The sequence below is a fragment of the Labrenzia sp. PO1 genome (assembly GCF_012273635.1).
In the GTDB taxonomy this organism is placed as follows: Bacteria; Pseudomonadota; Alphaproteobacteria; order Rhizobiales; family Stappiaceae; genus Roseibium; species Roseibium algicola.
The window spans coordinates 1-18,459 of record NZ_JAAXCR010000009.1; the positions used below are offsets into that span (position 1 = coordinate 1).

The window sequence follows — 18,459 nt, forward strand, 5'->3', positions numbered from 1 at the left end:
CAGGTCGAGACCTGTGACGACATCGAATCCGAGGTCCGTCAGCTTGTCCGACATGCCCTTGGCATCGTTGTAGGGGTTCTTCAGCTCCGCGACATTCGCGTAGCCGGAATTCCCTATTACAAGAGCTACCCTTCGTTCGGCATGTGCGGAAGTCAAAGACAGCAATAAAAGAAAAAAGAAACAAAAAAAATGTTTCACGGCCATTCTCCATGAATAGGCCGAATGCTATGCGCGCTTGAAACCTGAGTCAATCAACTCTTTGACGTTGCGGCATAAACCTTGTTGGCAATTGGTCTACTGGTCCGTCAGACGTCATCAGGTTTCGGCGGAAATTGTGCGAGATATTCTTCCGTCACGCCTTGCAGGGTTTTCAGAAGTTCGACGCCGGTCTTGTTCGCTTCGTCCTTTGCACCTTCGGCGACCATTGCGCGAATGGCTTCGACGTAGCGTTCGACGAGGGACAGGGGCAACTTGTCGGGAGACGGCACGGTTTCGATCAGGTGACAGAAGCTGGCGGCGACTTCGCCAACCAATGGAAAACCAAGTGTCAGGGCCTGTCCCTTGATATTGTGTGCAGCCTGAAACAGGGCGGCGAGGGTGTCGTCGTTCAATCCCTGTGCGCGAACAGCTTCCCAAGCGTGAAGCAGTGTGGCGCTCTCGTTGTTCATCCAGGTTCCGAAATGGGAAGACAAGCGTTCGAGTGCTGCTTCAGCCGCCTTGACCGGATCGAATTTCTTGGCCTCGCGAGGTGTCAGTTCCCGCACCTTGCTGCGCAGGTCCGAAGGCGGGGACAAGATTTCATATTCCTGGTCCTTGGCAGTGTCGGCCATGACGGCAAATGTCCTCGTTATCCTCGCTCGGTCCTGACTTCAGAACACCTCGGTGGCAAAGCCTTCGGGCATTCGGCCGGAGCCTGTGGCTGGCAGTATCGGCAATCATACTTAACAGGGTGTTTCCGCCAGGATGTTTCGAAACTAATAGCGGAACATTTCAGTGAGGATGCGTTCGTCCCAACCGTGATCAGAATCAAACATGATCACGCCTTCCGCTTCGGCCGCTTCCCGGACTGCGACATGGGTGACGTGACGGATTTCGGTGTGGTCGGCCGACGCGCTGACAGGGCGTTTGCCGGGATCCAGTATCTCGATATCGACCTTTGCGCCGTTCGGCAGGATCGCGCCGCGCCAACGCCGTGGCCGGAAGGCGCTGATGGGGGTCAGCGCGAGCAGTTGTGCGGTGATTGGCAGTATCGGGCCATGCGCAGATAGATTGTAGGCAGTGCTGCCTGCCGGTGTCGCGACTATGATGCCATCGCACACAAGTTCTTCCAGCCGGACGCGTCCATCGACCGAGATGCGCAGCCGGGCGGCCTGCGATGTCTGGCGCAGGAGTGACACCTCGTTGATGGCAAGGGCGTGATGGATGCCTTCAGAGGTCGTTGCCGTCATTTCCAAAGGCCGGATCGTCGTGATGTCGGCCAGCGCTAGCCGGTCCTTCAGGTCGTTTTCCCGGTATTCGTTCATCAGGAAGCCGACCGAACCACGGTTCATGCCGTAGATCGGTTTGTTGCTGCCCATGTGCTTGTGAAGGGTCTGCAGCATCAGGCCATCGCCGCCGAGAGCCACGATGACATCGGCTTCAGCCACCGGAACATTGCCGTAGCGGGCGGACAGGTCTTCCTGAGCCTTGAGTGCTTCCTCCGTGTCGCTGGCGACAAAGGCGAGCTTGTCGGTGGAAACCGGCCGGAAGTGTTCGGCACTGGAAGGAGGCGCAGATTGGTACATGAGCCAAGGGGTCTTTGCGTCTGGCAGTCTGCCGGCCAAAAAGCTGCATGCGTTGCGAAGCTGCTCCGGGCCGAATTCAGGGAATAGCACCATAACCGGGCAACCGGCGTTGGTGCAGAGAAAATTTGTCTTTCGGTTCAGATTATGCCCGTCGGCTGAATTGTCGTCAGTTGTCCGTATCAAGCGATGACCGGAGTGGCGGGGCTGCCGGAGTACTGTCATCGCTGCAGCTCGGATTGGCCAAAAGGTCCTGCCATTCCAGGAAAGGCACGATGGCTGAGCGGACGGCGTCGATCTTGGCTGACATGATGCCGGCAACACGGAGCCCGTTCGGCGTTTCCACCAGGAGCGGACCGCCCGATGCGCCGGCTTCCGAGGCGCAATCCGTTACCCAGCTGTCCTCGGCGGTTCCCATGACCCTGCATGCGGTCACGACGGTTGGCAGAAACCGGCGGCTGCGGCGGTAACCTGCGGATTGAAACCGTGTGTCCTTGGTCAGAACTGTTGCCTCATCCAGCGAAAGCACCGGAACGGGCGGTAATGTGCTGGGTTCCTTCAGCAAAATGATCCCGACATCCTTGTGTACCTCCCGCAACCTGGGATTCTGCCGTGGCTCGTATCCTGCAGCGGTGATGGTGCAGGCAGGTTCCAGGCGGGCGGAGTATTCGTCCCGCCGAACACCGGCCATGAACAGAAGGTCTTCGATCGGAAAGGGCTTGCGGGTCGTCTTGTTGTAGAGGCAATGGGCGGCTGTGAGCACGATATCGGGTGCGATCAAGGTGCCGGTACACATGGCAGTCGACCTGAAGCCGGCAACGTTTACCCGTCCAATGGACGGCCAGGGTGGATCGATCGAGTCAATGACCTTGAGCTCAATCGGGGCCGCGGACACATGCTGGTGCGAGAGCAGGGCGACGAGAGCCAGCCCCATGGTCCGGAGAACACTCCGTCCAATCCCGGTGAAAAGCTGATTTTTCCGCAAAGTCTGACGCATTCTTCAGAGCCCCTATGGAGGGTTCATTCTGTCGTTCGACGCTTAACGTCACGCTAAGCGGACCTGCGAAAGTCCAGGCTATTCCCGATAGTAGTCCCAGACCAGGGTGCGGGCCAGGGTCTCGTCGTTGTGACGCATCCGGGTTGCCACAAGGGCATCAAGGTTGGCGATCACCAGGTCCGGGTGACTGGCCGCCTCGTTGACCGGCGCGGTGGACTTGCAGGCGGCCTTCATCAGAATGTTGGGCATTCCGGAGAAATGCACGAACTGCCATTCCGGCCCGAGGCGGCAAAGTGCGGTGGAGGATCCTTCATGGGCAGATGCCGGGAACTTCTCCGGCCATTTCTTCAGAAATTGCCTGTAATCGAACTCCCAAAGGGCAGCATCTCGCCAGGACAGAGGCGTTTGTCCGCTGAGGTACGGCAGCAGGCTGGCTCCGTCCAGAGCATGCTCAGGTTCGATATCCAGCAGATCCAGGAGCGTCGGGAAGATATCGGTCGAGGAGGTAAAGGCGGAGACCCGGTTCGCTACACCGCCACCCGGTGCCCGTATCATGAGGGGGATGTGGTAGCTCTCGCGGTAGAACCCGCTTTTGCCGAGCATCCAGTGATCGCCCATCATCTCTGCATGATCGGAAGTGAAAATAACCAACGTGTTTTCGAGTGGTTCCAGCGCCTCGAAGATCCGGCCGAGCTGTGCGTCAACTTCGGTGATCATGCCGTAATAAAGTGCTCGCAACCGCCTGAGATCGCGCTCCGTCAGATCACGCACGAAGTCAGTGGTTCCAGGTAAATGGGAGGCCAGCTGCTGATAGTCCTGCAGGGCTTCCATTAGGGGATGAAACGCAGCTTCCTCCGCCGCAGTTGGTGCCCCGGAGAAACCCGGCCCGTCATCCGGATGGTAGAGGGTGTTATAGGGGGCAGGAGCGGCAATCGGCGGATGCGGACGCAGGAAGGAAACATGCGCCATCCATGGCCGGTCTTCTTCCTGTTCTCCAAGCCAGGTGAGGAAGGCATCCGTCATGAAGGCGGTCTGGGTTTCGTCCTTCGAATACCTGGCTGCCTTGAGGCTGACTTTTTCACCTTCTTCGGGTTCCACGTGATGGATGGTAGGCAAACCTGCGGGATCGTGGCCGCGTGAGGCCATCCAGGAAAGCCATTGCTTTTCGTCCTCGGCAAGAGGCTGGCGTACCCAGAAGCCGGGCAGAACACCTTCATAGGAAGTCAGGACAGGATCGTTCGGGTGATGCAGGCGCGGATCGGGTGAGGTATCGGTGTAGCCGAACAACGTTGGCGTATATCCGGCCCGGCGGGCAGCACGGGCGATATTGTCGAACCGATCATCGAGTGGCGCGCCATTCCACACGACCCGGTGGTTCATCTGGTAAAGTCCGGTATAGAGCGAGGCCCGTGCAGGAGAGCACGGAGCCGTTGCTGCATAATGCTGCTCGAAAACTGTTGCCGTTGCGGCGAAGGCATCAAGGTTCGGCGTCCTGACAACAGGGTGTCCAACTGTGCCGAGACAATCGCCCCGCCACTGGTCAGCGGTGATCAGCAGGATATTCGGACGTGTCATTCCGCTTCCAGTTTCTCGATCAGGGCTGGCAGATCCGCGACCGTATCAATCACGTAATCGGCGCCGGCTTTTTTCAGCTCTACCGTTGCATGCTGGCGCAGGACGTCAACCTGATCTTTCGAAAGGGCAGCGAGTTCCTCCGGTGTCTTGCCTGCATAGTTGCCCGACAGCGCAAGACCAACAGTCAGGCAGCCGGCTGCAACACCCTCGGCAATGCCCGGTTCAGTGTCGTCCACCTTGATGACCGCGCTCGGCGGATAGGCCACCAGATCGACGAAGCACTGATACATGCCGAGCGGACCGGGACGGCCTTCCGGCAGGTCGTCGGCACAGATGAGATTGTCCGGCTCATAACCCTGTTCGGCGGCTTTCGGCAGCACGCGTTCCATGATCGAGCGTGTATAGCCTGTGGTCGAGCCGATTTTCATGCCCTTGGCGCGAAGCAATCTGACAACCTCGACAGCACCTGGAACGAGATCGGAGAAATCGGCGACGACTTCCTCGTTCATTGGAACGAAGACCTTGTAGACCTTGTCCACATCGGCATCAGTTGGTGCGTGGCCGTATTTGGCGATCCATTGGGCGCAGATGTCCGGATCATCCATCATGGAGCGGATGTGGTCCCACTTCGGTTTGCCCATCGGGCCGCGTGCCTGGTCGATGGTTGCGGTAATGCCGAAGGTCTCGAAGGCCTTTACGAAGACACCCATCGGGGCAAAGGATCCGAAGTCGATCATGGTGCCGGCCCAGTCGAAGACCACGGCTTTGAATTTGCTCATCTTGTTTCCTCACGCATAGAGATCGGCAATGGTTTCCTCGCCGATGGCGAAGGCGGTGGAGGCACCGCAGCCGGCCGTGACGACGACAATGCGGGTACTATCGTCCGGCGCATCGGTGAAGCGCCAGCGGTCCGGGGCAGAGGCATAGGTGCCGATCCAGGTTTCAGAAATGTCATAGGGGCCGAGATCGAGGATCGTCTCCATCTCGCCCAGGATCAGGTCGTTCACGGTCTTGTCGATGAACGGATCGGGTGTCGCGCTGTAATGATGGCTGTCGCCGACAACGAGACTGCCGTCTTCGGACTGGACAACGATCAGGTGAATGCCGTTTTCCCGGTGATCAACCATCTCCCGATCCAGCCGGGCTTTCAAAGGCTCTGCTTGGGGGAGTTCGGCATAGCCAAGATATCGCGCCAGGCCGAGGTCAGACATGACTGCGGTGCCAAGGTCGATACGATTGCGAGGGGCGACGCGTAACATCTGCAGTTTGCAGCGTGTGACTTCGTAAGTGGCGATCCGGTCAGAAAAAAGCGTCGTGCCATCGTCGCCCGGGCAGATGATCACGGTCTCCGCGGGCACCGTCCCGCGCGAGGTCTGAAGCTTCGGCGCCTCGACAGAATTGACGCTTGTCTGCCAGAGGAAGTCGACGGCATGGGCTTCTTTCAGCCAATTGGCGATCCGGGGCAGGGCATCTTTCGATTCCACGCGCACTTCCAGCGGCGAATAGAGCGCGCAGGTGATTTTCTCCTGTCGCAAACAGGGAACCTTGAGGGAGGCCTCAGCGGGTGTAAGGCGCCGACACTCCGCACCCATTTCTGTCTTCAGAAACGCGTTGATAACAGCTTCCGACTCCGGGAGCCTTGCGGTCATGGTCAGACCTTCGTGCAGCAGCGGTATGCGGGCGGCTTTCGCAACTTCTGCCCACACCTGTCGGCTGCGCGACGCTTTCTGCCAGCAGTCGCCTGCCTGTTGGCCGGTAACAGTCACAAAGCCGAAGTTGCGGATCGAGGCGCCATTTGCCTGGCTGTCGCGATCAATGACGACAACTTTCTTGCCGCGCCTGACTGCTGCGAGGGCGTGCGCAAGCCCAACGATCCCGGCACCGACGATCGCAAGGTCATAAGATCTCTGTTTCATTCAGGCGGTCTCTGGAAATGTGCTGGAGCCGTTCGAAGTCAGTATCACGCTTTTGTCGCGGGCGATGGAATCGACTCTGGTGCAGTGGTTTTGTAAGCGTCAGGCGCCAGTAATCACGGAAGTGCCTTTCGGTCTATCAAAGATCAGAATGTATAGGTTTTAATTATCAAATGACGGGTGACTTCTATTTGTCATGAAGCGGGCAAACCGGCTCGAAATGCCTCTATGGCGGCAACCGTACCCATGTCTTTTTGCCAGACTGCAAAGTGGTTTGCGTTGAGGTTCGCGTCTTCGATCCTGACACCGACACAACCGTCGCGCTCGGTGATTTCCGCTTCCAGCGCGACACCGATACCCGAGCCGGATCTGACCAGTGTTGCGATTGATCCCCACGAGCCAAGAGCGAGTGCGGTCTTGGGTCTTGTCCCGGCAAGCGTGGCAGCGGCTTCGAACAGCCTGCGGGTACCGGAACTTCCTTCGCGTTGGAGGAGGGGGAGCTCGGCGACGTCTTTCCAGGAAGCGCTCTCCTTTTTCGCCAGCGGGTGTTCGGGAGGAACCGCCAGGACAATGCGTGTCTTCAGGATCAGTTCGCCTTCGAGGCCTGCCGGAATTTCGCGCCCGGTAATGAAGCCGATATCGAGAGAGCCTGTTTCGATCAGGTTGATGATGTCCTGGCTTGCAAGGGCGCGGGCCTCGATCGAGATGGTCGGGTGTTTCGCCATGAAGGCCGAGATGATCGGGATGGCGAGCTGATAGGTTGAATAGCCAATCCTGAGTTCACCAGCCGCAAGGGCGCGGTGGTGAGACAGCTCGGTTTCCAGATCGCCTGCCAATGCCAGCAAGGCCCTGATGCGGGGCAATAGAGAGACCAGAACCGGCGTCGCGGAAACTGAATATCCGGACTTTACCAGCAGTTTTGTCTTGAAGCGGCTTTCCAGACCCTGAATGTGATTGGAGATGGAGGGTTGGGAGACGCCGATTTCCTTCGCCGCATCTGTGAAGCTTCCGGTGCGCACCACCGCTTCCAGCGCTCGCAGTTGCGCCAGGCTGAGGTTTCCTGTGGTGCGGGCCTGTTCCCTTTTCACCGGGCTTCAGGCCGTCAAATTGGCGACGGGCGCGCGGCAGATACCTGTCTGTTCCAGGTGGTGAGCGACACGAAGCGCCAGATCCTCGCGCCAGGCAGGGGCGATCACCTGAACACCGATCGGCAATGTCGCCCCTTCCAGCCAGACCGGTACCGTCACCGCGGGAAGGCCGATGAAGGAGATTGGCTGGGTAAACAGGCCGATGTTGGGACGGGCCGGCATGGTCTCGCCGCCGATCGTGAAGGTCTTGGTACCTGACGGCAGGGCCGGGAAGGGGGTGGCCGGGGCCAGAAGAACATCGACATTCTCGAAGATCTTGCGGAAGAGGTCGCGAAACCAGCTCCGGAAGCGCTGGGCCTGCTGGACCCAGATTGCCGGTACCATGGTTCCCGCCAGGAAGCGGTCACGCGTTTCCGGGTCAAAGTCCTGCGGCCGTTCCAGGATACGGCCGAGATGCAGGGTAGAGCCTTCGGCCGCCGTGATGACATAGGCCGCGGCGCGGGCCCGGGCAGCTTCCGGAATGTCGATCTCAAGGCTTGCCCCAAGCGCCTTGGCGACAAGATCCACTGCATTCAGGGCATCCGGCAGGGCCTTGTCGCGGAAATAGCCACCTGCCACGGCAATGCGCAGCGGGCCGATATCTTCCTGCAGCCGGTTATGGGTCTCGATTTCCGGATGGTTTGCCTGGGCCGGGTCCGCGGGGTCGTGGCCCTGCAGGACGTCAAAGATCAGGGCAAGATCTTCTGCCGATCGTGTGAGTGGGCCTAGGTGATCGAGACTGCCGACAAACGGATATGTGCCTGCACGGCTGAGGCGGCCATAGGTCGGTTTCAAGCCGAACAGGCCGCAGAACGAGGCCGGTACGCGGATGGAGCCATTGGTATCGGAGCCCATTGCCAGCGGCACCATGCCGGCAGCCGTTGCCGCGGCAGATCCGGAGGAGGACCCCCCGGTCATATGACCCGTATCATGAGGATTGCGGCAGATGCCGTCGTGTGCGCTCTCGCCGGTAAAATCATAGGCGTATTCGCCCATGTGGGTCGCGCCGACCAGAACTGCGCCAGCGTCCTTCAGCTTGCGGACCAAAGTCGCATCGGCAGAAGCAGGCGGGTTTTCGCGATTGATCTTCGCGCCGGCGCGGGTTGTCAGACCTTCGACATCATACAGGTTCTTGACCGCATATGGGACACCGGCGAGTGGCAGTGTTCGGCCCTCTGTAATCGCGTCATCGACAGCGCGCGCTTCAAGAAGTGCACGCTCCCCCAGGACGTCGGTAAAGGCGTTGACCGTCGGATTGAGACGTTCAATAGCTTCGAGAGATGCGTAGGCAACTTCCAGAGCCTTGATGTCGCCGCTGTTGACGGCTGTGGCCGTCTGAGCCGCCGAGCGGGTGTTCAGTTTGCTGTTGTCCTGGCTCATGGAACAAAGACCGGTGCGGCTTCGGCGTGGTCTTCCAGCGGAAAATCCAGGACGGCTTCGGCAGCTTTCTCGATCGCGGCGATATGCATTTCCACAACAGGGCGCCAATCTTCTTCGATCGTCAGCCCCAACATCTTTTCCATGTGGGCCACATGCGCCTTCGGCTCAAACGTGTCCGCCATCCCGCTTTCCTTCATCCTGAATTTTCCCGGTGCATCATTCTAAGGCTGTGGGGTTCTGTCCAGAGGAGAAATCTTCTTTTGGTTCCCGTCTTTTGCAAGTCCGGTTTCACGCGTTCCAGGGTCACTTCAGAATGTCTCCACAGGACAGCTTTGTTGCGGCGCAGCATTTTTGTTGCATAAAAAATAGCCCTGCGCATAATGGCGGCATGAGCGGCGGGCTTTCCATTCTGGTTATAGATGACAACAAGATCCGTGCCTCGATCATCGAGCAGGGATTGCACGATGCCGGGCACGATAGGGTCATTCTTGTTCACCAGATGGAAGGACTGGTTCGTCAGATCGCCGACATCAATCCGGATGTGATTGTCATCGATCTGGAAAACCCGAATCGCGACCAGCTGGAACACATGTTTCAGGTGTCGCGCGCGGTGCGGCGACCGATTGCGATGTTCGTCGACAAGTCGGACAGCCATTCCATCGAGGCGGCCGTCGATGCTGGGGTGTCGGCCTATATCGTCGACGGGCTCAAGCGGGAGCGGGTCAAATCGATCCTTGATATGGCGATCAGCCGCTTTCGCGCGTTTTCCAGGCTGACGGAGGAGCTGGAGGAAGTGCGCTCTGAACTTGCAGACCGGAAAACCATCGATCGGGCCAAGGGCATCCTGATGAAATCGAAGGGGCTCAGCGAGCAGGAGGCCTATGACCTGTTGCGTCGCACGGCCATGAACCAGAGCCGGAAGATCATTGATGTGGCGCAGAGCCTGGTGATCGCCAGCGGACTTCTGGGAGACTGACGCGATGACAACAAAAAACACCGAGTGGGGAGAAGCGGCCAACCAGGGGACTGGAGTATCATGGATACGAACTTGAAGCCCGTCATCGCCGGATTTATCCCGCTTCTGGACAGTGCCGTTGTCGTGGCAGCTGCCGAACTCGGTTTTGCCGAGCAGGAAGGCATCGCGCTTAAGCTTATCCGCGAAACATCCTGGGCCAATATTCGAGACAGAATTTCGGTCGGTCATTTTGACGTGGCGCATATGCTCGCCCCGATGCCGATTGCATCCAGCCTCAACCTGACCAGTCTTGCCGTGCCCATGCTGGCGCCCATGCTTCTGGGGCTAGGTGGCAACGCAATTACGGTTTCCAACGCACTCTGGGCGGACATGTCGGCTGTCGGAGCCGATCCGGAAGGCGACCCGACGTCGACCGGTGCGGCGCTCGCGCGGGTGATTGCCAACCAGCAGGAGGCGGATGTGCCGCTGCTTCATTTCGGGGTTGTGCACCCGTTTTCAGGCCATGCCTATGAATTGCGCTATTGGCTCGCCGCCGCCGGAATTGATCCGGACCGGGATGTCGAGATTACCGTACTGGCGCCGCAGGTCATGGCGGATGCCCTGGCCGCCGGTCAGCTCGATGGATATTGCGTTGGCGAGCCCTGGAACACGGCTGCGGTCGACGCGGGAACGGGGCGCATTGCAACCTACAAACAGGCCATCTGGCCGGACAGTCCGGAAAAAGTGCTGGGCGTGACGCGCAAATGGGCCGAAGCCAACCCGGAAACGCTGGCCGCGCTGATGCGTGCCTTTTCGGCAGCCGCCGACTGGTGCGCCGATCCGAAGAACAATGCCGAGCTGGCCGACATGCTCGCAAGGCCGGACCTTCTGGCTTGCCCCGCTGAAATCTGCCTTGCAGCGCTATCGGGCCGTATCAGGCTCGGCCCGGTCTCGGTGAAGAACGTTCCGGACTTCCTGACCTTCTCGGGTGGGCTCAAGGCGGCGCCAATGCCGGTCCACGGCAAATGGTTCTACGAGCAGATGGTTCGCTGGGGGCAGGTGGAGCGTTCGCGAGAGGCGGAAAGCGAAGTTGAAAAGGTCTTTTCTCCGACCGCCTATCTGGAGGCTCTGGAGCTGACCGGAGAAGCGACAGACATGACCATAGAAATGTTTGACGGCGCCCGTTTTTAACTTCCGAGACAGCTCGCCTGGCGCCGGGGCAGTCTGGTTGCGTTGCACAAAATTCGTTCAGTTGCCTGCAAGCTTCGATGATCAAATATGCAGCTTGAGCATATGGTCAAAATTTTCACAAAGAGTAAGTATCTGTAAATAAAGAGAAAAGCCAATTTCTCCAAATTGGCACAGTTCGTGCTTTTAAGCAGGTGAGGCCGACGCTGGCCTACCAGATATCGCACCCACTGCCGGGTGCACAGGCAAAGCCGCCGATTTGAACCGCATGGGAATTCCTCCCGTCATGCGGTTCGGTCGGCGGCTTTTTTATTGCTCCTGTGCCCGGCTGAAGAGGGCGCAGGACGAACGAGGGACAGGACGCGACAATGAAAAAGACCCTGAATATCACCCGCCGGAACGCATTTGGCGCCCTGATGGCAGCCACGGCACTTGTGTCCGCTTCCAGCGCCTATGCCGAGATGCTGGATGTCGAAAAGGACGAACTCACCTTCGGCTTCATCAAGCTGACGGACATGGCTCCGCTCGCGGTTGCCTATGAGCTCGGCTATTTCGAGGAAGAAGGCCTTTTCGTAACCCTGGAGCCGCAGGCCAACTGGAAGGTTCTGCTCGACCGGGTCATCACGGGCGAACTGGATGGGGCGCACATGCTGGCCGGACAGCCGCTGGCGGCCACCATCGGTTTCGGCACGAAGGCACACATCGTGACGCCGTTCTCCATGGACCTTAACGGCAACGGCATTACCGTTTCCAACGAGATCTTCGAGATGATGAAGCCGCACCTGGAAATGCAGGACGACGGCAAGCCGGTTCACCCGATCAAGGCAACCGCCTTGAAGCCGGTCGTCGACAAGTTCAAGTCCGAAGGCAAGCCGTTCAACATGGGCATGGTCTTCCCAGTTTCCACCCATAACTACGAACTGCGCTACTGGCTGGCATCCGGTGATATCAACCCGGGCTTCTATTCCAGTTCGGATATCTCCGGCCAGATCCAGGCAGACGCTCTGCTGTCGGTCACTCCGCCTCCGCAGATGCCTTCAACGCTGGAAGCCGGCACCATCTATGGCTATTGCGTCGGCGAACCCTGGAACCAGCAGGCAGTCTTCAAGGGCATCGGCGTTCCGGTCATCACCGATTACGAGATCTGGAAGAACAACCCGGAGAAGGTCTTCGGTCTGACGCAGGAATTTACCGAAGAATATCCGAACACCACGCTTGCGCTTACCAAGGCGTTGATCCGCGCGGCCAAGTGGCTGGACGAGAACGACAATGCCAATCGTATGGAAGCCGTCGAGATCCTGTCCCGCTCGGAGTATGTCGGTGCGGACGCTGAAGTGATTGCCAACTCCATGACCGGCACCTTCGAGTATGAGAAGGGCGACAAGCGAGACGTTCCCGACTTCAACGTCTTCTACCGCTACTTCGCCACCTATCCCTACTATTCCGACGCCGTCTGGTACCTGACCCAGATGCGCCGCTGGGGGCAGATTTCCGAGTACAAACCCGACAGCTGGTACGACGAAGTCGCGCGGTCGGTCTATCGCCCGGACATCTATCTGAAAGCCGCAGAAATGCTGGTCGAGGAAGGGCATGTGGCCAAGGAAGACTTCCCCTGGGAAACGGACGGCTACCGCGCTCCAACCCCGTCGGCGGACATCATCGACGGCATTCCCTACGACGGCAAGCAGCCGAACGCCTACATCGACAGCCTTCCGATCGGCCTGAAAGGCAAGCAGGTGGTCGACGGCAACCAGGTCGTGGGCGGCTGATCTTCCCCAAACTTGAGCGGCGGTCTGCAGCCCCGCCGCTCGTTTTTCTCATTCGACACGAACCGACAGAATTCGAACAAGGATTGACGACATGGCCAATGCCGATACCGCAGGCAGTCAGGACCTTGCCCGTGCCGCACGCCGGGAAAAGCTCTTCACACGGATCAACAAGGCCGCCGGCTGGCTGGATGCGCTCGGCCTTTCCTGGACCGTGCCGCTCCTGAAAATTGCCGCAGGCGACAGCCCGAAGGAGCAGCTGGGGGAACTCAAACGCGTTCTCGTGATTCCTCTTCTGGGCATCATCGCCTTTCTCGTCCTCTGGGGAGCGCTGGCGCCCCAGGTGCAGACATCCCTGGGCGCAGTTCCCGGGCCGGCGGCCGTCTGGAGCCAGGCGGTCAACCTCTGGGACGATCATGAGCGCGAGCGTGACAAGGCCGCTGCGTTCTACGATCGCCAGGAACAACGCAACGCCAAATACGAAGCTGAAGGCAAGACCGACAAGATCAAGTGGCGCGATTATACCGGCAAGCCGACCTATATCGACCAGATCGGCACCTCGCTGAAAACCGTCGGCCTCGGCTTCCTGATCGCAACGCTGATTGCCGTGCCGCTTGGCATTGCCTCCGGTCTGTCGCGCTCCTTCAACGGCGCTATCAATCCGCTGATCCAGATCTTCAAGCCGGTGTCGCCGCTGGCATGGTTGCCGATCGTCACGATGATTGTTTCGGCAACCTATGCCGATCCTGTCGACTGGCTGTCTAAATCCCTGCTGATCTCCGCCGTCACCGTGACGCTCTGCTCCATGTGGCCGACCCTGATCAACACCGCGCTGGGTGTGGCCTCGGTCGACAAGGACCTGATGAATGTCGGCCGTGTTCTGCAGCTGCCGACCTGGAAGACCGTTACCAAGCTGGTTCTGCCGTCCTCTCTGCCGCTGATCTTCACCGGGCTTCGCCTGTCGCTGGGTGTGGGCTGGATGGTGCTTATTGCGGCAGAAATGCTGGCGCAGAACCCGGGGCTTGGAAAATTCGTCTGGGACGAATTCCAGAACGGCTCTTCCCAGTCGCTCGCAAAGATCATGGTCGCTGTCCTGACCATCGGCATCATCGGCTTCATGCTTGACCGGCTGATGTTTGCCCTGCAGCGCGCCTTCACATTCTCGGCCAATCGCTAAGGAGACGGATATGTCCTTTCTGGAAATTTCCGGCGTCTCCAAATCCTATGGCGAAAATGCCACCCGGACGGATGTGCTGGACGATATCAATCTGAAAGTGGAAGAGGGCGAGTTCATTGCCATCGTCGGGTTTTCCGGCACCGGCAAGACCACGCTGATCTCCCTGCTGGCCGGTCTCATCGAGCCGGACAAGGGCGGCATCATCTTCAAGAACAAGGAAATTGACGGGCCGCACCAGGATCGGGGCGTCGTGTTCCAGTCCTATTCGCTGATGCCGTGGTTGTCGGTGTTCGGCAATGTGGCGCTGGCCGTCGACAGCGTTTTCAAGAAGAAGAGCGCCGCTGAGCGCAAGGCGATCTGCGACAAGTACATCGAGATGGTCGGTCTGGGGCATGCCAGGGACCGCAAGCCGTCGGAACTTTCCGGTGGCATGCGTCAGCGCGTTGCCGTGGCACGGGCACTCGCCATGCAGCCTGAGCTTCTGTTGCTGGATGAGCCGCTGTCCGCTCTTGATGCCTTGACCCGCGCGAAGCTGCAGGACGAATTCGCCGCGATCTGCGACGAAGAGAAGAAGACCATCATTCTCATCACAAACGATGTCGATGAGGCAATCCTTCTAGCAGACCGGATCATACCCCTGAAGCCCGGCACACCGGCAACGCTCGGTCCGGAGTTCAAGGTGTCGTTTCAGCGGCCACGCGATCGCGGTGAACTCAATCACGATGACGACTTCATTCGCCTGCGTGCCGAAGTCACCGAATACCTGATGGAGGCTGGTGCCGAGCGTGGCGCTGATCTGGAGCGGGAAATCGTTCTGCCGGACATCGTTCCGATTACCCAGCGTCCGAAGCCTGCCGACAAGCTTCCGGCGGCTTATGAGCGGGCATCGGAATCCGCGGTTCAGGACCGTTATCTCGACTTCTCTCAGCTGAAGAAGGTCTATCCGACGCCGAAGGGGCCGCTGACGGTTGTCGACGGTTTCGATCTGAAAATGAAGAAGGGCGAGTTTATCACCCTGATCGGCCATTCCGGATGCGGAAAGTCGACGGTCCTGTCCATGGTGGCCGGGCTCAACAAGATCACCGAAGGTGCCATCGTACTGGACGGAACTCATGTGACGCAGGCCGGTCCGGACCGTGCCGTCGTTTTCCAGGCGCCGAGCCTGATGCCCTGGCTGACAGCATACGAGAATGTCGAGCTTGGGGTCGACAAGGTCTATCCGGATGCGTCCAGGGCCGAAAAGCGGGACGTGATTGAATATTACCTCGGCAAGGTCGGTCTGTCGGACGCCATGCAAAAGGCTGCTTCGGAGCTTTCCAACGGCATGAAGCAACGCGTCGGCATTGCACGGGCCTTTGCCTTGTCGCCGAAGCTCCTGCTGCTGGACGAACCCTTCGGCATGCTCGACAGCCTGACCCGCTGGGAGCTGCAGGACGTCCTGATGGACGTCTGGAAACGCACCCAGGTGACGGCCGTCTGCGTCACGCATGATGTCGATGAGGCCATCCTGCTCGCCGACCGGGTGGTGATGATGTCGAACGGGCCCAATGCCCGCATCGGCAACATCATGGAAGTGGACCTGCCACGGCCGCGGTCGCGCAAGGAGCTGCTCGCCCACCCGGATTACTACGCCTACCGCGAGGAGCTTCTGGACTTCCTGGAAGCCTATGAAGGCGGCGCGGACCCGAGCGAAGACCAGTTGAAATCCATTCAGGAAAAGCGGGCCGCACGGATGGCCCGTCAAACCGCGGCAGCCGAAGCAGCCGAATGAAAGTCTGGAGAAAAGCCATGACAAAACAGAAACTTGTCATCGTCGGCAACGGCATGGCACCCGGGCGGATGCTCGAAAACCTGTTCGAAAAAGACAGGGATGCTTATGACGTCACCATTTTCAATGCAGAGCCGCGGGTCAACTACAACAGGCTGATGCTGTCGCCCGTGCTGTCAGGCGAGAAGTCATACGAGGACATCATCACCCATGGCGACGACTGGTATGCCGAACATGGCGTGACGCTTCACAAGGGAGCCCGGGTTGCCGAGATCGACCGGGACGCCAAAACGGTTACCTCGGAAAACGGCGTCACCGCCAAGTACGACAAGCTGGTGATCGCGACGGGATCTTCCCCCTTCATCATTCCGCTTCCTGGCAAGGACCTGGACGGGGTTTTGACCTATCGCGATCTGGACGATGTGGAAAAGATGCTGGATGCGGCCAAACGGGGCGGACGTGCCGTCGTCATCGGCGGTGGGCTCCTGGGTCTTGAAGCGGCAGCCGGTCTCAAGATGCAGGGCATGGACGTAACCGTTCTGCACCTGATGCCGACCCTGATGGAACGCCAGCTCGACCCGGCTGCGGGGTTCCTGCTCGAAGCGGAATTCAAACGTCGCGGCATCGACGTGCGCACCAAGGCAAACAGTCATGAAATCCTGGGTGATGATGCAGGCAAGGTGAGGGGCATCCGCCTTGACGACGGCACTGAGATCGAAGCCTCGATCATCGTCATGGCCGTCGGCATCCGCCCGTCGGCCGACCTTGCCAGGGAGGTCGGGCTGGACGTCAATCGCGGTGTGCTGGTTGGCGATGACATGCGCACCAGCGATGCGGACATCTTCTCGCTCGGGGAATGCGTCGAACACCGTGGCATGTGTTACGGGCTTGTCGCGCCGCTTTATGAAATGGCGGGTGTGATTGCCGACAATCTGCTTGGCGCTTCTTCCGAATACACGGGCTCGGTCACCGCGACGAAGCTCAAGGTGACAGGTGTCGATCTCTATTCGGCAGGCGATTTTTCCGAAGGCGACGACCGGGAAGAGATCGTGCTGCGTGATGCGTCGGCCGGCGTCTATAAGCGCATCGTCCTGAAAGACAACAGGATCGTCGGTGCCGTCCTTTACGGAGAGACCTCCGATGGTCCGTGGTTCTTCGACCTCCTCAAAAAAGGTACCGACGTCTCGGACATGCGCGAGACGCTGATCTTTGGTCAGGCTTACCAGGGAGGGTCCCCGCTGGACCCTACGGCGGCCGTTGCAGCCTTGCCGGATGATGCGGAAATCTGCGGCTGCAACGGCGTATGCAAGGGCAAGATCGTTACGACGATCAAGGAGAAGGGTCTGACGACCCTGGACGGTGTTCGGGCCCACACAAAGGCCTCGAACTCCTGCGGCACCTGCACGGGGCTGGTCGAGCAACTGATGCAGGTGACCTTGGGCGATGCCTATAACCCGGCGGCCGTAACGCCGATGTGTGGTTGCACGCACCTGGGCCATGACGAGGTCCGCCGCCTGATCAAGTCCAAGGAGCTGAAATCCATTCCGGCAGTGATGCAGGAACTGGAATGGACCACCTCCGGCGGCTGTGCCAAGTGCCGGCCGGCGCTCAACTACTATCTGGTCTCCGATTGGCCGGATGAATATGCGGATGATTACCAGTCCCGTTTCATCAACGAGCGTGTCCACGCCAACATCCAGAAGGACGGCACCTATTCGGTGGTCCCGCGCATGTGGGGCGGGATGACCTCTTCCAAGGAACTGCGGGCGATTGCCGATGTGGTCGACAAGTTCAACATTCCGGCGGTGAAATGCACCGGTGGCCAGCGCATCGACATGCTTGGCATCAGGAAGGAAGACCTGCCGGCAGTCTGGGCGGACCTCGGCAAGGCCGGGTTCGTTTCCGGGCAGGCCTACGCCAAGGGTCTCAGGACCGTGAAGACCTGCGTCGGGACGGACTGGTGCCGCTTCGGCACGCAGGATTCCACCGGTCTCGGCATCAAGCTGGAAAAGTTCATGTGGGGCTCATGGACCCCGGCGAAGTTGAAGATGGCGGTCTCCGGCTGCCCGCGAAACTGCGCGGAAGCAACTTGCAAGGATATCGGCATCATCTGCGTCGACAGCGGTTACGAGATCCATTTCGCCGGAGCTGCCGGTCTTGACATCAAGGGCACGGAAGTTCTGGGCCTGGTGAAGACCGAGGATGAGGCGATCGAGCATGTTGCTGCGCTCACTCAGATGTACCGCGAGCAGGGCCACTACCTGGAGCGGATCTACAAGTGGGCGAAACGCATAGGTCTGGAGGAGATCCGTCGCCAGATCATGGACGATAAGGCGATGCGCGTGGCGTATTTCGACCGTTTCGTCTTCTCCCAGAAATTCGCCCAGGTCGACCCATGGTCGGAGCGTGTCTCCGGCAAGGACAAGCATGAATTCAAGCCGATGGCTGTTCTGACGAAGGAGGCTGCCGAATGACTGCCGACATCCGTAACTGGGTCCATATCGGCACCCTTGAAGACATTCCTAGGGAGGGAGCGCGGTGCGTGAAGAATGGCGACATGACCATCGCCATCTTCCGCACCGCCAAGGACGACGTCTTTGCGCTGGAAGACAAGTGTCCGCACAAGAACGGGCCTCTCAGTCAGGGCATTGTGCATGACGGATGTGTGACCTGCCCGTTGCACAACTGGGTGATCTCCCTGGAAACGGGAGCCGCGCAAGGAGCTGACGAAGGCCGCACGGCAGCTTTCCCCGTCCGGCTGGAGGATGGCCGGATCCTTGTCGATCTTTCCTATTCCCACGAAGCCGTCTGACCGGCCGAGCACTCTCGCGA

General features: G+C 59.3%; 17 protein-coding genes. 7 read left to right on the forward strand and 10 right to left on the reverse strand.

What is annotated here, in order from left to right:
* The 10 genes from HCG46_RS27995 to HCG46_RS28040 all read right to left on the reverse strand — a co-directional run.
* A partial coding sequence (locus tag HCG46_RS27995) for a caspase family protein (protein ID WP_353621848.1) occupies nucleotides 1–198 on the reverse strand: 198 nt, incomplete at its 3' end.
* A 107-nt stretch (nucleotides 199–305) separates the two neighbouring features.
* Nucleotides 306–830 (reverse strand): Hpt domain-containing protein, encoded by a 525-nt coding sequence (locus HCG46_RS28000; RefSeq protein ID WP_023001108.1) that lies wholly within the window; start codon nucleotides 828–830, stop codon nucleotides 306–308.
* 144 nt (nucleotides 831–974) lie between these two features.
* Nucleotides 975–1,784 carry an NAD kinase gene (locus HCG46_RS28005; protein WP_031269325.1) on the reverse strand — a complete coding sequence of 270 codons (810 nt, stop codon included), beginning with the start codon at nucleotides 1,782–1,784 and terminating at the stop codon, nucleotides 975–977.
* 166 nt (nucleotides 1,785–1,950) lie between these two features.
* Nucleotides 1,951–2,715, reverse strand: a complete 765-nt coding sequence (locus tag HCG46_RS28010) for a trypsin-like serine protease (protein WP_209009659.1) — start codon at nucleotides 2,713–2,715, stop codon at nucleotides 1,951–1,953.
* A 141-nt stretch (nucleotides 2,716–2,856) separates the two neighbouring features.
* Nucleotides 2,857–4,353, reverse strand: coding sequence for a sulfatase-like hydrolase/transferase (locus HCG46_RS28015; RefSeq protein ID WP_168688130.1), 1,497 nt, complete (start codon nucleotides 4,351–4,353; stop codon nucleotides 2,857–2,859).
* The gene (gene phnX, locus HCG46_RS28020) at nucleotides 4,350–5,132 is read right to left on the reverse strand and encodes a phosphonoacetaldehyde hydrolase (protein WP_168688131.1); all 783 of its coding nucleotides are present in this window, start codon (nucleotides 5,130–5,132) and stop codon (nucleotides 4,350–4,352) included. Before phnX ends, HCG46_RS28015 begins: the two co-directional genes overlap by 4 nt.
* A 9-nt stretch (nucleotides 5,133–5,141) precedes the next feature.
* A complete protein-coding gene (locus HCG46_RS28025; protein WP_168688132.1) occupies nucleotides 5,142–6,269 on the reverse strand; it encodes a TIGR03364 family FAD-dependent oxidoreductase in 1,128 nt (375 codons plus the stop codon).
* Between the two features lie 191 nt (nucleotides 6,270–6,460).
* A complete protein-coding gene (locus tag HCG46_RS28030) occupies nucleotides 6,461–7,354 on the reverse strand; it encodes a LysR substrate-binding domain-containing protein (protein WP_168688133.1) in 894 nt (297 codons plus the stop codon).
* 6 nt (nucleotides 7,355–7,360) lie between these two features.
* Nucleotides 7,361–8,773 carry an AtzE family amidohydrolase gene (locus HCG46_RS28035; protein ID WP_168688134.1) on the reverse strand — a complete coding sequence of 471 codons (1,413 nt, stop codon included), beginning with the start codon at nucleotides 8,771–8,773 and terminating at the stop codon, nucleotides 7,361–7,363.
* The gene (locus tag HCG46_RS28040) at nucleotides 8,770–8,955 is read right to left on the reverse strand and encodes a DUF4089 domain-containing protein (protein ID WP_200863770.1); all 186 of its coding nucleotides are present in this window, start codon (nucleotides 8,953–8,955) and stop codon (nucleotides 8,770–8,772) included. Before HCG46_RS28040 ends, HCG46_RS28035 begins: the two co-directional genes overlap by 4 nt.
* A gap of 206 nt (nucleotides 8,956–9,161) precedes the next feature.
* Here HCG46_RS28040 and HCG46_RS28045 point away from each other — a divergent pair, with 206 nt between their 5' ends.
* From HCG46_RS28045 to nirD, 7 genes are all read left to right on the forward strand, one after another.
* Nucleotides 9,162–9,749 carry an ANTAR domain-containing protein gene (locus HCG46_RS28045; protein WP_023001117.1) on the forward strand — a complete coding sequence of 196 codons (588 nt, stop codon included), beginning with the start codon at nucleotides 9,162–9,164 and terminating at the stop codon, nucleotides 9,747–9,749.
* A gap of 60 nt (nucleotides 9,750–9,809) precedes the next feature.
* On the forward strand, nucleotides 9,810–10,919 hold the full coding sequence (locus tag HCG46_RS28050) for a CmpA/NrtA family ABC transporter substrate-binding protein (protein ID WP_168688135.1): 1,110 nt from the start codon (nucleotides 9,810–9,812) through the stop codon (nucleotides 10,917–10,919).
* 365 nt (nucleotides 10,920–11,284) lie between these two features.
* Complete coding sequence (locus HCG46_RS28055) at nucleotides 11,285–12,685, forward strand: CmpA/NrtA family ABC transporter substrate-binding protein (RefSeq protein WP_168688136.1); 1,401 nt, start codon at nucleotides 11,285–11,287, stop codon at nucleotides 12,683–12,685.
* A 91-nt stretch (nucleotides 12,686–12,776) separates the two neighbouring features.
* A complete protein-coding gene (locus HCG46_RS28060) occupies nucleotides 12,777–13,859 on the forward strand; it encodes an ABC transporter permease (protein ID WP_023001120.1) in 1,083 nt (360 codons plus the stop codon).
* Between the two features lie 10 nt (nucleotides 13,860–13,869).
* A complete protein-coding gene (locus HCG46_RS28065; protein ID WP_168688137.1) occupies nucleotides 13,870–15,630 on the forward strand; it encodes a nitrate ABC transporter ATP-binding protein in 1,761 nt (586 codons plus the stop codon).
* A 17-nt stretch (nucleotides 15,631–15,647) separates the two neighbouring features.
* Entirely contained in the window at nucleotides 15,648–18,101 is a 2,454-nt protein-coding gene (gene nirB, locus HCG46_RS28070) for a nitrite reductase large subunit NirB (protein WP_168688138.1), read from the forward strand.
* Nucleotides 18,098–18,439, forward strand: coding sequence for a nitrite reductase small subunit NirD (nirD, locus tag HCG46_RS28075; protein ID WP_023001123.1), 342 nt, complete (start codon nucleotides 18,098–18,100; stop codon nucleotides 18,437–18,439). Before nirB ends, nirD begins: the two co-directional genes overlap by 4 nt.
* The last annotated feature ends 20 nt before the right edge of the window (nucleotides 18,440–18,459 follow it).